The sequence below is a fragment of the Pantoea sp. X-Soil-MYKO-1289 genome, from assembly GCF_059730625.1.
Window position 1 is genome coordinate 176,990 of sequence record NZ_AP036006.1, and the last position, 14,915, is coordinate 191,904.

A 14,915-nucleotide genomic window follows, 5' to 3' on the forward strand; every position below is an offset into this window, starting at 1 on the left:
TCTCTCCCTAAATCCAGGCGTGGCGCGGCGGCTGGGTCGCGTTGAGGTAATAGTTGCCGATGGCGTGGGTTTTCCAGCGCACCGGATCGTGAAGCGTATGGGTGCGCGCATTGCGCCAGTGACGATCGAGCCCGTGCTGCAATAAGGTAGCGCGGCTGCCGCCCCACTCCAGCAGTTTTTCGCTGGCGCGCAGCGCGATCTCCGTTGTGAGGACTTTCGCCTCCGCGACGGCTATCGAGGCGCGGGCGCTGTTCTCTGCGGTAATGGCAAGCGGATCGATAGCGTCGAGAACGCCGGCCGCCCGTGCGAGCAGCCCATTGGCGGCGCTCAGTTCGGTACTGATGCGGCCGATATCGGCAAGGATGTAGGGATCGTCCGCATTGCGCTCGACGTTGGCGTCGACCCAGGGGCGAGAACTGCTGCGTACAAACTCCAGCGCATCATCCAGCGCACCCTGCGCAATGCCGGCGTCAATCGCGGCCTGTATCAACTGCGACACCGCGCCGCGCAGCGTGGGCTTTTCCGCTGGAGGCAGAGGGATGACGAAATCGGGATCGACGGCGGCCCTCTCCAGGCGCACCGTGCCGCTGGCGGTCGTGCGCTGCCCCATGCCGGACCAGTCATCAATGATATCCACGCCGTCAGCGGGCAGCGGAATAAAAGCCATCACCGGCTGGCCGTCGTGCAGCGCAGTCGTGACCAGAATGTCGGCAAAAAGCGCGCCGGTTGAGTAAAACTTTTCGCCGGTTAAGCGCATGCCGTCCGGCGTTGTAATCAACCGGGCCTGTACATCGCGCGTATGGCGGGTGTTTTTTTCCGGTCCGCCGTTGCCGAGCCGTTTTCCGTTCACCACCGCCTGAAGCAATTTTTGCTGCTGCGCCGCCGTGCCCTCGCCGAGAATGAACTGAATCAAACCAAAATGGTTTTGCGGGATTTGCCCCAGAGAGGGATCGCTGGCGGAAATCAGGCGGAAGACCTCGGCTAACGTCCGATAGCTCAGGCCGCCGCCGCCAAAGCTGCGCGGTACGCTGATGCTGCCTAAACCGAGTTGCGTAAACTGCTCGAGCAATTCTCGCGGATAAATGCGCTCACGATCGCGCTCTGACGCGCCAGCTTTGGCCTGCTCCGCCAGAAAACGCGCTCTATTAATAGCCTGTTCGTTATCGGTCAGCACGGCCGCCTGGGTTATTCCGGGACGATCGGAGTGTTGTGTCATGGCTTTTCCAGTTAACAGAGGCACAGGTAAACAGGAACAGGCTGTTATATCAGCCTGCTGCAATAAATAATTAAGCGGAAGGAATAATAGGCAGCCCGATTAATACAAGTAAATAGCGGCGATGTTACAAATACAGCAAAGCAATGCTGTATTTGTACTATTCTGCTTTCCGGTTGGCTTTTTTTAAATGCTTGCGCGCCATTTAGTTAAAAAATAAGAAAAATGACATGCAATTCATGGCTTATGATTATTATGGGATTCTATTTCTTTAAGCGGCATATAGCCGAGGGCAGTCGAGCGCGCGATCGGCTTTCGCCACATCCGGCATTTTAAAAAGCCGGTGAAGGCAGAGTTGACATCGTGGCTTGCTACCAGCTGGCGCCGTCGCGTGTTAGATGCGCGGGCGCTGGCCATGTCTCTCCACAGCTTTGAGATCGGCCTGTCGACCGAAGCGCGGGATGGCGCAACCGGGGAAGACCTTGATGCCGCTGTATCGACCGCAATGAAAGCCTGGGATGCAAATAGCCTGCGTGCTGTTGATTAAACGCGCATATCTTTATGCATTCTGCACGCCGGAAGCGACGACCCGGAACAGGTTCGTGCATTGAATATTGCGTAATGAATAGAAAGAAGGCCAGGGCCGCTGGGCGTGAATGAAAAGTTACTGGTTAAATAACCTTGTCCATTTACGCCCTGCCCCTGGCCTTGTTTATTGATGGCTAAAAGAAATGAACCCAAAGGCTGGAAACAGGCATAGCCAGTACTAATGCTGGAAGCATATTCGCGACCGGGAAAATTTTAATGCCGCAAATTCTGAAACCTGTGGCGAACATTAAAACACCGCCAACAGCAGAGAAATCTGCCTGCATTTCCGGAGTGGTCAACGGCAGGATAAAAACGGCGCCATAAGCCAGCAACAGCTGGATGACGAGCTGCGGAATCGCGACAACGGCGACGGCAAAGCCCAGAGTGGTCGCAAAAATGGCAGCCGTGAATAAATCCAGGAAAGATTTGGCAACCAGCACGCTGGTATCGCCGGTCATACCTTCATGCATTGAACCAAAAATGCCCGTACCGCTGGCGCAAAATAGTACGATAATGGCTACGTAATTTTGCAGAAACTCTTCCTGAGACTCCTTGTCGCCTGGGTCAGATTTGACGAAGAGTTCTACCATGCTGCGCGCTTTACTGCCCAGTTTGCCGATCCCTTTTTCCAGATAACAAAGTTCGCCCAGCAGTGCGCCAAGAATAACGGACAACACCATCACCGGCATGTGGCTGACTTTTACTACCAGCACGATCCCCATACACATCGAGGCCGCGCCAAAGATCAGCGGCATGGAGTCACGCAGACGTTCGGGCAGACGGTTGCTCAGCAGCGCACCGGCGACACCGCCCAGTAACACCGCCGCGCCGTTGATATAAGGTCCAATAATCACGCGTTTTCACCTTTGGTCATTAACTTCATGTTTTCGCCCCAGCGGGGCAGATCGGAGCAGTCTAAATCGAGTAGACTCAGCGCGCGCGCCACGCTGTGCGCGATAATCTCTTCCACGCTGGTCGGCCTCGCGTATAGCGCAGGAACGGGTGGGAAAATAATGCCCCCGCACTCTGTCACCTGCTGCATGTTGCGTAAATGCCCTGCGTGAAGAGGCGTTTCACGCACCATCATGACCAGCCGACGTCGCTCTTTTAAAATGACATCCGCCGCTCGCGTCAGCAGGTTATCTGTCATGCCGTTAGCGACAGCTGCCAGGGTATGCATTGAACAAGGCGCCACCAGCATTCCAAGCGTTTTAAATGATCCGCTAGCAATAGCCGATCCGACCGCATGGAAGGGATAAACTACGTCCGCCAGATCGGTGACGTCCGCTTCTGTCAGTGTGGTTTCATGTTCCCGGTTGAGATGCCCAGCCGGAGAAATGACAAGATGCGTTTCCACATCCAGCTGACGCAGATAGCGTAATGCCTGAACGCCATAAGTGAATCCTGATGCACCGCTGATCCCCACGATGACGCGAGGTTTCTGCGAGGTTGTTAATGCAAATCCTGGCATGCTGCCTCCTTATTTAGTTGGTATTAAAACCGGGAATGAAGCGGTTTACATCGACTTCAAGGAACTCGCTGCGATGGAAATTCGCCTTAAGATTGTAAGGTACCGTACAGTCAAAAATAGTTTTGCAGGCGATGCCGTGATCGCGCACTGATGGACTAAATGCAGGATCGGAAGAGGGATCGAGCGGATGACAGCGTACGCCCGGGATAAAGACCGTGCTTACGTCGCCCTGATAGCGCGTCGTCATCGCCCAAATAACATCATTGAGATCAAACACATCGACGTCCTCATCCACCAGCATGACGTGCTTCAGTTCCGAGAACGCTGAGAAAGCCAGCAGAGCTGCCTGACGCTGACGTCCTTCATCAGCCGCAAAGCGTTTCTTCACCTGGAGAACTGCAAGATATTTTCCCGTTCCCGGAGAGGGACAGTGAACGTTCTGCACAAAGCCCGGCAGTGCGCGCTCAACCATTTGCAAAATACTCGCTTCTGTGGGGATCCCGGCGAGGTTAGTGTGTTCGTCGCTGGGACCGATGCAGGTCTGCAAAATCGGATGGCGACGATGGGTAATGGCCTTCACTTTGATGACGGGAACTTCAGCCTGAGCGTCGCCGGTATAGCCCGGGAATTCAGGCATCGCTTTGCCACTGTTAGTGTTCTGATCTTCACGAACACGGTAGCCTGGTACCAGCTCCCCCTCAATGACGATTTCAGCGTTCGCGATACCCCGCGCATTGACGGTCAAACAGTCGACCAGCTCGACAGGCTGATTGCGCAGACTACCGGCGACAGAGAGTTCGTCAAAGCCCAGAGGCGTCGTTGGTGGTTCAAAGCAGGCGCCAATTTCAATCGCCGGATCGACGCCAATACTGATTGAAATCGGCAGCGGTTTACCTGCGGCTTCCGCTTTCTGACGAAACGTATCGAGGTGACGACCCGGCACAAAATACATGGAGATTTCGTCTTTGCTCTGGACGCACAGACGGTGAATCGTGACGTCATGCTCGCCAGTTTCGGGATCGGCCGCATAGCACATGCCGAGCGTGAAATAGGGACCCGCATCTTCCGGTGTGTTAGTCGGCGCCGGCAGAATTTTTAAAATATCGAAATCGGGATCCGTCGCCAGATGCACCACTTCCTGACATACCGCTTTTTCACGGGGAATAACAACTGGCGCAATCGGGTTTGATACTGAATCTTTAAGCATAAAAGCCAGTTTTTCCGGCGTCGTGTCAAACAGACGCGCCACTCGTTTACGAGAAGACAACAGACCAATGAGCACGCGCATGTCGCTATAGCCTTTAATCTTATTAAAGATCATAGCAGGCCCGATTTTGGTCGGACGTTTAACGGTGCCATGCGCACCGACATAGCGATAGACACCGGATAATTCAGCAATCGGGTCTACAGGTTCATCGGTATAGATTAATTCGTCATCGTACTGGCTCAGCACATCCAGTGCGGATCGGAGATCGGTCACTTTACCCTTTTTCTCAGACATCTCGTGCTCCTTAATTCATATAGCGTAAATGAAACGAACGATTGCGCATCGCCGTTGTCCGACCAGTTTGCAAAGGAGCACTAATAAGAGTCCAATAATAAAATATGGGTTTTTGATAAAATATCTTTATAAGAAATGAGGCTGAGATTTTATGGATTATCGGCAATTACATTCATTTGTCGTATTAGCGAAAGTTCTGCATTTCGGTAAGGCTGCAATGCAGTTGAACATCGCCCAACCCGCGTTAAGCCAGCATATTAAAGCACTTGAACAGTCGCTAGGGGTGCCACTTTTCTCCCGTGACAAGCGCCATGTGACGCTGACATTTGAGGGGCAGCAGCTGGTTGAAGAAGCGCGCATCGCCATCATGCATCACGATAAAATTATTGAGAACGCACGCAGTTTACGGCTTGGGCATAAAGGACAAATTAAACTTGGCTACGTGGGGTCTTCCATTCTTGACCCGGTGCTAGCCATGTTGATTAATGGTTATCGTAAGTACAAGCCCGACGTTGAAATCGTTATCGAGGAACATAACGTTAGCGAGCAGCTAACACTTTTGCAAAACTATCAGTTAGATATTGCGCTTGTACGCTCGCCGGTGCCGCAACTTTCAGAAACTGGAATATCTGGATGTTGTTACTCGCCGACTGGATGCCGTGCTACCGCGTCATCATCCGCTCGCCCTGGAGCAAAAACTCTCTCTTGCTTCACTTTCGGACGCAACATTCCTCGTGCAGCAAGATCCACCAGGCGTGGGTCTGGGCTGGTCAACGCTCAATGCCTGTCAGCAAGCGGGATTTGTACCGCAAAAAATCCAGTTCACAAGAGATGTCTCCGTTGCCATTGGGCTGGTATCGATGGGAATGGGGGTAACGCTGGTACCCGAGACCCAGCGGTCGGTAATGATTCCGGATGTGAATTACTGTACGTTAACCGATCCCACTGCCGTTACGACCTTAACTTTTAGCTGGCAGCGCCGGTTGAAAAACAAAGCGTTGGTAGATTTTATTCAGTATATAAAGCAGCTGACGCAGTCAACGTCTGTCGCTAAATAATCACATTTTGTGACGCTGATAATTAACTAAAGCCACTTTCTTTCTCCATGCTTCTTTAACATCGTTCACACGCATTATGAAGAATATGAAGGTAATAAAAGAGGATCGCACAGGAATTAACATTTTATTTTTTATCACTATTAAGTTTAGAAAGATGACAATCTCTATGCTTAAAAAGAAACGCGCTTGTTAAAATAAAGTGCGTTGATTTTACGCATCTGTGCAATTTAGAAAGGCCGATTTCACTTTATAGCTGAACAGTGCCGTATAGCCCCACTCTTCAACGCCGCCCCCGCCCTGATTGACGCCCTTAAAGCAGCAGCCTTTCAGCGACATTGAAGGTTGATGGTCGAAGACAAAAGAAAGAACACGCGGCACTACTTACAGCAACACCAATATTTTAGTTACAGCACTCAATGAGCAGCCTTAACAACACCGGCCCTACGGGCCGGGCGGCGACGGCTTGTCAGGAGGGGCAACCAGGGTTCAGGTACGATCGCAGGATGTGGGATTTCTCAAAAAGGGCACGTCGTAAAGTTTGCGTTCGATAGAGGTGTTAAGGATAAACCTAAATGCATGATGTAACTAATTGCCCTACCCTACTGCTCCCGGTTATCATGGCCGACTGTAACTTCCTGCCCTTCTAGCCCTGAATCTGAGATAAAACCTGCCGTCTTATACCGTAAAAGAGGCAGGACGTCATCTCGGTGCTCAGTAAAAAATGCCCTTTCGGGCCTTTCACCTCAGGTGGAACAATGTCAGACGCTATCTGCGGCGTTCAGCCAAGCATCTTTTGCAGCAGCCGGATCAGCTCCTGATGCTCCGGCTCGCTCAGGCGATTGAGAAACGCGGCATCCACCTGTTCGGCAGACGGTTTCGCCTCATCAAGCATCTGTTTTCCAGCATCGGTAAGGAAGATTAAGCGGCGTCGCTTATCGTGCGCGCCCTGCTCCCGCCGCACCAGCCCTTTTTTTTCCATGCGCAGCAGCAGCTCAGCCAGTGTCGCTTTTGTGCTGACCGACACCGCCATCAGATCCATCTGCTCAATGCCTGGCTGTTCATCCACCGCGCACAGCACTGCGTACTGGGGCTTTGTCAGCTCGTTTAGCGACTGCTGCCATTGTGAAGTGTGCTCCAGGAAAAGCCGGCGCATAAGGTGAAACGGAACATTCGTCAGGTTTTTATTCATTTTGTCTTGGTTCCCGGCGATCAGCCTTAGTGAGCCAGAGTTTAGTAGCACTATTTCAGCAATAAACCGCCCCCAAGACAAACCGCTTGATCGTGCTCAGCCAAAAGTTCGTTTACGAACTTTTTTGCCGCGACGACTTGTCAGCCACAACATCCCGCGCTAAGGTAAAGACATTGTTCGTACACGAACAATGTCAGCGAGGTGAACGATGAGGTTGATAGTAGCCATGACGGGCGCGACCGGGGCGCCGCTGGGCGTCGCACTGCTGCGGGCGCTGCGGCAAATGCCCGAGGTAGAAACGCATCTGATTCTTTCAAAGTGGGCAAAAACCACCATTGAGCTTGAGACACCTTTAAGCGTTCGCGACGTCGCAGCGCTTGCCGATGTGGTCCATAACCCGGCCGATCAGGCCGCCGCGATCTCATCAGGCTCTTTTCATACCGACGGCATGATCATTATTCCCTGCAGCATGAAAACCCTGGCAGGCATTCGCGCCGGCTATGCCGAAGGCCTTACCGGCCGGGCGGCCGACGTGGTGATCAAGGAGGGCCGCAAGCTGGTGCTGGTGCCGCGCGAGACGCCGCTCAGCACCATTCATCTGGAAAACATGCTGGCGCTATCCCGAATGGGCGTGGCGATGGTGCCGCCTATGCCCGCTTATTACAACCATCCTGAAGTGATTGAGGATGTGACTCATCACGTAGTCGCTCGCGTACTGGATCAGTTTTCTCTCAGCTACAACAAGGCCCGGCGCTGGGAAGGACTCAGCGGCGCCAGAAACAACCATTCTACACAGGAGGATTAGGCATGGCTTTTGATGATTTACGCAGTTTCCTGCGCGCGCTGGATGAAAATGGCCAGCTGCTCAGCATTGATGAAGAGGTTAATGCCGAACCTGATATCGCCGCAGCGGCTAACGCCACCGGTCGTATCGGCGAAGGCGCGCCGGCGATCGCTTTTACCCGTATTAAGGGGTTTAACCATGCGCATGTGGTGATGAATACTATCGGTTCGTGGCAGAATCACGCCATTTCCCTGGGATTGCCGCCCAACACGCCGGTCAAACAGCAGATCGGAGAATATATTCGCCGCTGGGATAAATTCCCTGTCGCGCCAGAGCGCCGTGCCAGTCCGGCATGGGCAGAAAACAGCGTCGATGGCGACGCGATAAATCTGTTTGACCTGCTTCCGCTGTTTCGCCTGAACGACGGCGACGGCGGTTTTTACCTTGATAAAGCCTGCGTGGTGTCGCGCGATCCGCTGGATCCGGACAACTTCGGCAAACAAAACGTCGGTATCTATCGCATGGAGGTAAAAGGCCGCCGCAAACTCGGTCTGCAGCCGGTTCCGATGCACGATATCGCGCTCCATCTGCATAAAGCGGAAGAGCGCGGCGAAGATTTGCCCGTTGCGATTACGCTCGGCAACGATCCGATTATTACCTTAATGGGCGCGACGCCGCTCAAATACGATCAGTCAGAATATGAGATGGCGGGCGCGCTGCGTGAAAGCCCCTACCCTATAGCCACCGCGCCACTGACCGGTTTTGACGTGCCCTGGGGCTCTGAGGTGATACTCGAGGGGGTTATCGAAGGCCGCAAGCGAGAAATCGAGGGGCCTTTCGGCGAATTCACCGGCCACTACTCAGGCGGCCGCAATATGACCGTCGTCCGCATCGACAAAGTCAGCTATCGCACTAAACCCATCTTCGAATCGCTCTATCTCGGCATGCCCTGGACCGAGATCGACTATCTGATGGGCCCGGCAACCTGCGTGCCGCTCTATCAGCAGCTGAAAGCGGAGTTCCCCGAAGTGCAGGCGGTTAATGCGATGTATACCCATGGCCTGCTGGCGATTATCTCCACGAAAAAACGCTACGGCGGTTTTGCCCGTGCGGTAGGCCTGCGCGCCATGACGACACCTCATGGTCTGGGCTATGTGAAGATGGTGATTATGGTCGATGAGGATGTCGATCCCTTTGACCTTCCTCAGGTGATGTGGGCGTTATCGTCCAAGGTCAACCCCGCAGGCGATTTGGTTCAGCTGCCGAATATGTCGGTGCTGGAACTGGATCCCGGCTCCAGCCCTGCCGGCATAACCGACAAGCTGATTATCGACGCGACGACGCCCATCGCCCCGGATACGCGCGGCCATTACAGCCAGCCGGTCAAAGATTTGCCTGAAACCGCGATATGGATCGAAAAACTTACCGCCATGCTGGCTAACCGTAAATAATAAGGAGATGGCTATGATTTGCCCACGTTGTGCCGATGAACATATCGAAACTATGGCGCACTCACCGGTGCCAGGGGTCTGGACCGTATTCCAGTGCCAGCGCTGCCTCTACACCTGGCGCGACACCGAACCCGCGCGTCGCACGCAGCGCGAGCATTATCCTGAGGCGTTCAGAATGACGCAGCAGGATATCGATAATGCGCCCGAGGTGCCGACCATTCCGCCGCTGCTTTAGCCGGCCGCAGCCCGATTCAGCCTTTACAGCGGTGATGGATAAAAATTTATTTCGCTTCATCGCTCTGCGCTATCGCATTTCACGCTGATTTCCCCGGCAGTAAAGCCCATCACCCTGAGGTTATGGGCTTTTTTATTATTATGATGATGACATCCCTGGATATTGGCCATCCCTGATATTTCTATGTTATTTTCACTGTTACCAGAAGGCCCATATAAGGTACGGCATATTTAATGCAGCGTTATTTTTCAGTAGGGTAATTAATCTGTAGGGTCAGATTAATGTAGGATCATTTAAATGTAGGGATACGTTTATGAAAGAGATGATATTACCTTCCCGACTCATCCAGATGTTCGAAAGCGATCCTGTTGTCGGCTGGGCGATAAAAGATAATAACTCCCGCTTTGTCTAGGTTAATGACACGTTTAAAATCTGGCAAACCATCTCGACTCGTTATGATTATGAAGGACGTAACATTGGGGAGATCCCCGTGCCGGTAGCGGAATTTGCACCGCTTTTCGACCAGCAGGAGCGCGAGATAGAGCGTACCAGACGGCCGGTAAGGGCCATTACGACGCATATCCAGGGCAAAGAGAAGATTATGCAGCCCGCCTATAACGTGCAGGAGCCGCTCTATGATGCGCATCGCAACTGTACAGGCACGGTGATCAGCGTGCGCCCGGTCAGGATAATGACACCCACCTCCCTGCTGGATGGAAAAATAACGCAGCATGCTATCTTCGAGCCCCCTTCGGACCTCTTTACTGAAAAAGAGTGGGAAGTGGTTTATCTGCTGGCGTGCGGCATGAAAATTAAAGAGATAGGCAGCATCCTCTCCATCACCGCTGACGCCGTTAACGGCAGGCTCCGCAGCTGTTACCGTAAAACCGGCCTGAACGCGCTATCCGCGCTAATCGAATACTGCAGAAGCTGCGGATATGATAACTATATTCCGTCTTTCTTTTTGAAAAAGGGACACATCATAATCAGAGGTTAAGCTGATGGAATCCGATCTGACTCCCGTTGAATATTACTTTGATAATTCCCTGTTCGGCTGGGCGGTAAAGGACTCTCATTCCCGCTATCTCTACGGCAACCGATTAGTCTGCCGCTATTTCAATATTCATCCACATCAGCTGCCTGGTTTGCTCGACACCGATTTAACGCCCGATATGCGCGATGACTATGACCGTATTCGACAAGATGACGGTAAGATCCTGCGTACGCACAGCATGAGCATCGCTTTAAAAACTTTCGATTACGGCAGGCGAAACAGGCTACGATCCTTTCTGGTAGAGAAGCGCTTCTGGCAACTTGCTGACGGCTCTGACGGCATTATCTGCACCTACATGGAGATCGCTAACCTCTACTTTTCAACCTTCCTTATGCCGTATGAGAGAAAATCCGTTGTCTTCACCCGACCGGCGGAGATTTTTACCGACAAGGAATGGGAGGTGATCCTGCTACTACAATGCGGCGTCAGACAAAGCGATATGGCGGACATTCTCGGCGTCAGCGTTTCAACGCTGCGCAACAGAATGACGCGCTGCTGCGATAAAACCGGCGTGACGAACAGCGCTGTGCTGCTGCGACACTGCAACCTGCAGCGATGGGACAACTACATTCCGCCCTTTTTTCTGAAAAAAGGGCATGTGTCGATTAACTGATTTAGTCCAGTTTCTTCCGGCGCTTTTCTGAATACATCACGCTGTCGCTCTCTTTAATCATCTCTACCAGCGAACGGTATTTATCGGAGCGGCTGTTGATCACGCCATAGGAGTAGTTGATGTTATAGGGCTTACCTGATTGCTGATTCCAGTCGTTCAGGTTTTGGCGCAGCCGGTTTTGAAACATCAGAGGCTCTTTGCCGCTGGCGAGCAGCACGGCGAACTCGTCGCCGCCAAGCCGTCCGATAACATCTTTTGGCCCCATCAGGCGACGTAGCTGAGCCGAAAAGACTTTCAGCACTTCATCCCCCTCGGCATGGCCCCACATATCATTGATTGGTTTGAATTTATCCAGATCAAAATAGAGAATGCTGAAGGCGCTGCCGCTATGCTGATACTCCCGAAAGCGCTTCTCGCCGCTGTGGTAGAAGCCGCGCCGGTTAGGAATGTCGGTGAGGCTGTCAGTCATCGCCATGTTAATCACCTGAAATTCATCTTCCACGATGAACGCGAGATCTTTAAGCGAGGCGATATCTTCGGCGGTGAACTCACGCGGCTCGCTGTTCACCAGGCATAATGTCCCTACTACCGCGCCGTCAGGCAGGCGAACCGGGTAGCCCGCATAAAAACGGATAAAGGGCTCGCCCGTCACCAGCGGGTTATCGTGAAAGCGCTCATCAAGTCGGGTATCGCTGATAATCAGCGGTTCTTCCTGCAGGATCGCATGGGCGCAAAATGAAATATCACGTTTCATTTCGCGTCCGCTAAGCCCCTGGCAGGCCAGCGTCCATTGGCGATCGCGATCGAGGAGGTTAATCACCGCGATTGGCACCTGGAACAGTCTCTGGCCAATCCGCGTCAGTCTTTCAAAGCGCTCATCATCCCTGGTATCGAGCAGATCAATCATATATAGCGACTTCAGTCGCTCTTCTTCATTTTCCGGAATACCAGGAAATTTCATTTTTACTCCAGCATCATCACTATTACGCCGTTCTGTCAGCCCGCGCTATTCTGGCAAACCATGCATGTCATCAAACGGATGAGCAGAGAAAAAAGGGCGCCCTTTTCTTTTTCTCTGCACCAGTATGCATTCACTTAACGTCCTGAAACCTGCGCGGTTTTTACTACGCCAGCCATTCGCGCTTGTCGACCCGGCCTGTCAATTTTCATTTTGTAGAGGCAGATTCGCCTAAGCGTCTGAGCGAGCCTCTTCATTGCTATCCTCTCATTTTTCGTTTAAGAACTAAACGTCACGCCGGGGCGATCTTTCAGAAAAGTCTCGATCAATTGTACGATGCGCCTGACACGCCACGGAATGAAACGCGCATCGGGAAAGACCGCATATAAAAAGCGATCGGGCAGACGCCAGCTCGGCAGCACCCGAACCAGCCTGCCGGATTCAAGCGCCTTTGCCGCCAGCGGCAGTTGCATACCGCCGACGCCGATACCGGCCTGCAGAGCCTGCAGCAGCCCTTCGCTGCTGTTCGCGCGGAAGACCGTATTCACCACCAGCTCAACCGTTTCTTTATCGGATACCAGCTGCAGCGGCGTAGCCTGCGCGATACCGCTGAAGCGAACGTGCGGCAGAGTGGCCAGCTCTGCCAGCGAACTGATCGGCGCTAAATCGGGCGCGGCAAACAGTGGCGTCTCAATACGCGCCAGCACGCGCGATGCAAGCGTATCCGGCGGCTCGCTGCTGAGCCGCAGCGCGACATCTACACCTTCGCTGACCAGATCTGACAGCCGGTCATCCAGCGCCAGCGTCAGATTAAGATCCGGATTATCTTTTTGCAGCGACAGCAGGTGCGGCAAGAAAATTTGTCCAAGTCCACTCGGCAGCTGCATATGCACCCTGCCACGCCACTGCTGATCTCTGGGTCGCAGCTGGCTTTCGACTTCCTGCATCGCTTCCAGCAGCGGCGCTATCTGACGACGGTAGCGTTCGCCCTGTTCAGTAAGCGCCATGACCCGCGTAGTGCGGTGCAGCAAAACGACGCCGAGCGCCTCTTCGAGCGCGGCAATCTGCTGGCTGACGGCAGACTGCTTCATGCCGACCTGACGCGCCGCTTCCGAGAACGATCCCACTTCCGCCACCCGCAGAAAGGTAGCTATCGCATTGAGCTTATTCTTCATTTAATGATTTTTCTTATAGGTGACATCTTATACAAGGGATATGTGCAGAAAATTACATATAGCACACTCTCTCTGATTCTTACTCAGGAGAACAGATATGACAGAGAGAGATACGCCTAGGGTTGCGCTGGTGGCAGGGGCTGGTGGCATTGTCGGCAGGCGACTGGTTACCACGTTGCTGAATAACAGATGGCAGGTTATCGGCCTGTCGCGCCGTGCTGCAGCACACACAGATAATGTCACACTGGTAAACGTTGATCTGCTCGACGCCCGGCAAAGTCTTCAGTCGCTGCAGCCGCTCCGTACGGTGACGCACATCTTCTACAGTGCCTGGGTGAATGCAGCGAACTGGAGTGAGATGGTTGAACCAAACGTCACCATGCTGCGCAATCTGGTAAGTAATGTAGAACGTGTCGCGCCGCTTGAGAATGTCAGCCTGATGCAAGGCTATAAGGTTTACGGCGCTCACCTTGGCCTCTTTAAAACGCCAGCGCGCGAGAGCGATCCCGGCGTAGCAGGCGCTGAATTCAACGCTGCCCAGCTCAGCTGGCTGAGCGATTTTCAGCAGCATAAAAGCTGGCGCTGGCAGGCGCTGAGACCTGGCGTAGTAGGCAGCACGGCGACAGGCAATGCGATGAACCTGGCGCTGAGCATCGCGCTCTATGCCTCGCTGTGCAAAGCTGTAGGTTTGCCTCTTCGTTTCCCGGGCTCGTCGCAAAACTGGCACAGCATTGTTGATCATACCGATGCGGCACTGTTGGCAGAGGCGACGCTGTGGACGGCAACGGCGCCCGCTGCCGGCAACCAGGCTTACAACGTTAACAATGGCGATATCTGGCGCTGGAGCGAGCTCTGGCCGCTGATTGCGCGCTGGTTTGAACTGGAGTGCGCACCGCCGGTCAACCTCTCTTTTCAGCAGCTGTTTGCAGATTATCGCGCCACCTGGCGCACTCTGGCTGAACAACATAAGCTGCAGGAAGCAGATATTTTGCGGCTTAACGATGGGCTGTTTGCCGACTTTGTTTTCGGCTGGGACTACGATATGTTCGGCGACGGCAGTAAATTACGCCGGGCTGGCTTTACGCACTATTGCGCAACCAACGAGATGTTTTTCAGCTTATTCTCTCAGCTCAGAGCCAGCCGTATTATTCCCTGACGCCTGATCGCTTTTGTCCCAGTTTATACCAGCGCTGTAACAGTGCTGGTTTCCTCAGCTTGCCTCCAGTTTTTTGCACAGCCTTTCTGCCTGCGTCGCGACGCATAAGCGGCTGTTCTGCACATATGCGCTACTCGTCAGCGTGCTTTAAGGACACATCTGTTTTTCGACAGGTTTATCAACGGCTGATTTCCACAGTCCACCTGCATGCCCGCCAGCAGACCAGACCGATTTTCGCTACGCATTGTTGCCCACATGCGCCTGGGAATTTCAATCTGAAATAAAAACAAAATACCCATAAATTTCAATAAATTAATACTGAAAAAGGGATGGGTAATCTGTGAGACTTTCAGGGTCCAGAGCAGGCCTATTCCATCGTTGTTCCGCCTGAAAAAAAGACAGATTGTCATCTGGCAAGCCAAATGAACAAAACATTATGCTCTGTACAATATTTTCCTGAAAACACAAA

Annotated in this window: 15 protein-coding genes and 1 pseudogene; 9 read left to right on the forward strand and 7 right to left on the reverse strand. The window is 53.0% G+C overall.

Annotated features, from left to right (window positions below; all coding sequences use genetic code 11):
* Positions 1-7: 7 nt before the first annotated feature.
* On the reverse strand, positions 8-1,216 hold the full coding sequence (locus AC6I7Z_RS22765; RefSeq protein WP_497816069.1) for an SfnB family sulfur acquisition oxidoreductase: 1,209 nt from the start codon (positions 1,214-1,216) through the stop codon (positions 8-10).
* A 412-nt stretch (positions 1,217-1,628) separates the two neighbouring features.
* Between AC6I7Z_RS22765 and AC6I7Z_RS22770 the strand changes: the two genes are divergently transcribed.
* A complete protein-coding gene (locus tag AC6I7Z_RS22770; protein WP_497816070.1) occupies positions 1,629-1,760 on the forward strand; it encodes a hypothetical protein in 132 nt (43 codons plus the stop codon).
* A gap of 175 nt (positions 1,761-1,935) precedes the next feature.
* Here the strand turns inward: AC6I7Z_RS22770 and AC6I7Z_RS22775 are convergent, their stop codons facing one another.
* Genes AC6I7Z_RS22775 through AC6I7Z_RS22785 form a run of 3 tightly spaced genes read right to left on the reverse strand, consistent with a single transcriptional unit; the run spans position 1,936 to position 4,773 of the window.
* The gene (locus tag AC6I7Z_RS22775; RefSeq protein WP_497816071.1) at positions 1,936-2,655 is read right to left on the reverse strand and encodes a DUF554 domain-containing protein; all 720 of its coding nucleotides are present in this window, start codon (positions 2,653-2,655) and stop codon (positions 1,936-1,938) included.
* Complete coding sequence (locus AC6I7Z_RS22780; protein WP_497816072.1) at positions 2,652-3,272, reverse strand: UbiX family flavin prenyltransferase; 621 nt, start codon at positions 3,270-3,272, stop codon at positions 2,652-2,654. Before AC6I7Z_RS22780 ends, AC6I7Z_RS22775 begins: the two co-directional genes overlap by 4 nt.
* A gap of 13 nt (positions 3,273-3,285) precedes the next feature.
* On the reverse strand, positions 3,286-4,773 hold the full coding sequence (locus AC6I7Z_RS22785) for a UbiD family decarboxylase (RefSeq protein ID WP_497816073.1): 1,488 nt from the start codon (positions 4,771-4,773) through the stop codon (positions 3,286-3,288).
* Positions 4,774-4,990: 217 nt separating this feature from the next.
* Here AC6I7Z_RS22785 and AC6I7Z_RS22790 point away from each other — a divergent pair.
* Both AC6I7Z_RS22790 and AC6I7Z_RS22795 read left to right on the forward strand, forming a co-directional pair.
* Positions 4,991-5,050: pseudogene (locus AC6I7Z_RS22790) on the forward strand (hypothetical protein); the annotation flags it as partial.
* Positions 5,051-5,432: 382 nt separating this feature from the next.
* Positions 5,433-5,831, forward strand: a complete 399-nt coding sequence (locus AC6I7Z_RS22795; protein ID WP_497816088.1) for a LysR family substrate-binding domain-containing protein — start codon at positions 5,433-5,435, stop codon at positions 5,829-5,831.
* Between the two features lie 778 nt (positions 5,832-6,609).
* Here the strand turns inward: AC6I7Z_RS22795 and AC6I7Z_RS22800 are convergent.
* Positions 6,610-7,020 carry a MarR family winged helix-turn-helix transcriptional regulator gene (locus AC6I7Z_RS22800; RefSeq protein WP_497816074.1) on the reverse strand — a complete coding sequence of 137 codons (411 nt, stop codon included), beginning with the start codon at positions 7,018-7,020 and terminating at the stop codon, positions 6,610-6,612.
* 208 nt (positions 7,021-7,228) lie between these two features.
* On the opposite strand from AC6I7Z_RS22800, the gene AC6I7Z_RS22805 reads away from it, so the two are divergent.
* The 5 genes from AC6I7Z_RS22805 (at position 7,229) to AC6I7Z_RS22825 (ending at position 11,157) form a co-directional block, all read left to right on the forward strand.
* The gene (locus AC6I7Z_RS22805; protein WP_497816075.1) at positions 7,229-7,825 is read left to right on the forward strand and encodes a non-oxidative hydroxyarylic acid decarboxylases subunit B; all 597 of its coding nucleotides are present in this window, start codon (positions 7,229-7,231) and stop codon (positions 7,823-7,825) included.
* A gap of 2 nt (positions 7,826-7,827) precedes the next feature.
* Positions 7,828-9,255, forward strand: coding sequence for a non-oxidative hydroxyarylic acid decarboxylases subunit C (locus AC6I7Z_RS22810; RefSeq protein ID WP_497816076.1), 1,428 nt, complete (start codon positions 7,828-7,830; stop codon positions 9,253-9,255).
* A gap of 13 nt (positions 9,256-9,268) precedes the next feature.
* Positions 9,269-9,490, forward strand: coding sequence for a non-oxidative hydroxyarylic acid decarboxylases subunit D (locus tag AC6I7Z_RS22815; RefSeq protein ID WP_497816077.1), 222 nt, complete (start codon positions 9,269-9,271; stop codon positions 9,488-9,490).
* Positions 9,491-9,980: 490 nt separating this feature from the next.
* A complete protein-coding gene (locus tag AC6I7Z_RS22820) occupies positions 9,981-10,487 on the forward strand; it encodes a helix-turn-helix transcriptional regulator (RefSeq protein WP_497816078.1) in 507 nt (168 codons plus the stop codon).
* Positions 10,488-10,491: 4 nt separating this feature from the next.
* Positions 10,492-11,157, forward strand: coding sequence for a helix-turn-helix transcriptional regulator (locus AC6I7Z_RS22825; protein WP_497816079.1), 666 nt, complete (start codon positions 10,492-10,494; stop codon positions 11,155-11,157).
* 1 nt (position 11,158) lies between these two features.
* On the opposite strand, the gene AC6I7Z_RS22830 is transcribed toward AC6I7Z_RS22825, so the two are convergent.
* Both AC6I7Z_RS22830 and AC6I7Z_RS22835 read right to left on the reverse strand, forming a co-directional pair.
* Entirely contained in the window at positions 11,159-12,118 is a 960-nt protein-coding gene (locus AC6I7Z_RS22830; protein ID WP_497816080.1) for a GGDEF domain-containing protein, read from the reverse strand.
* Positions 12,119-12,393: 275 nt separating this feature from the next.
* On the reverse strand, positions 12,394-13,290 hold the full coding sequence (locus tag AC6I7Z_RS22835; protein WP_497816081.1) for a LysR family transcriptional regulator: 897 nt from the start codon (positions 13,288-13,290) through the stop codon (positions 12,394-12,396).
* A 97-nt stretch (positions 13,291-13,387) separates the two neighbouring features.
* Between AC6I7Z_RS22835 and AC6I7Z_RS22840 the strand changes: the two genes are divergently transcribed.
* Positions 13,388-14,446, forward strand: coding sequence for an SDR family oxidoreductase (locus tag AC6I7Z_RS22840; protein ID WP_497816082.1), 1,059 nt, complete (start codon positions 13,388-13,390; stop codon positions 14,444-14,446).
* Positions 14,447-14,915 lie beyond the last annotated feature (469 nt).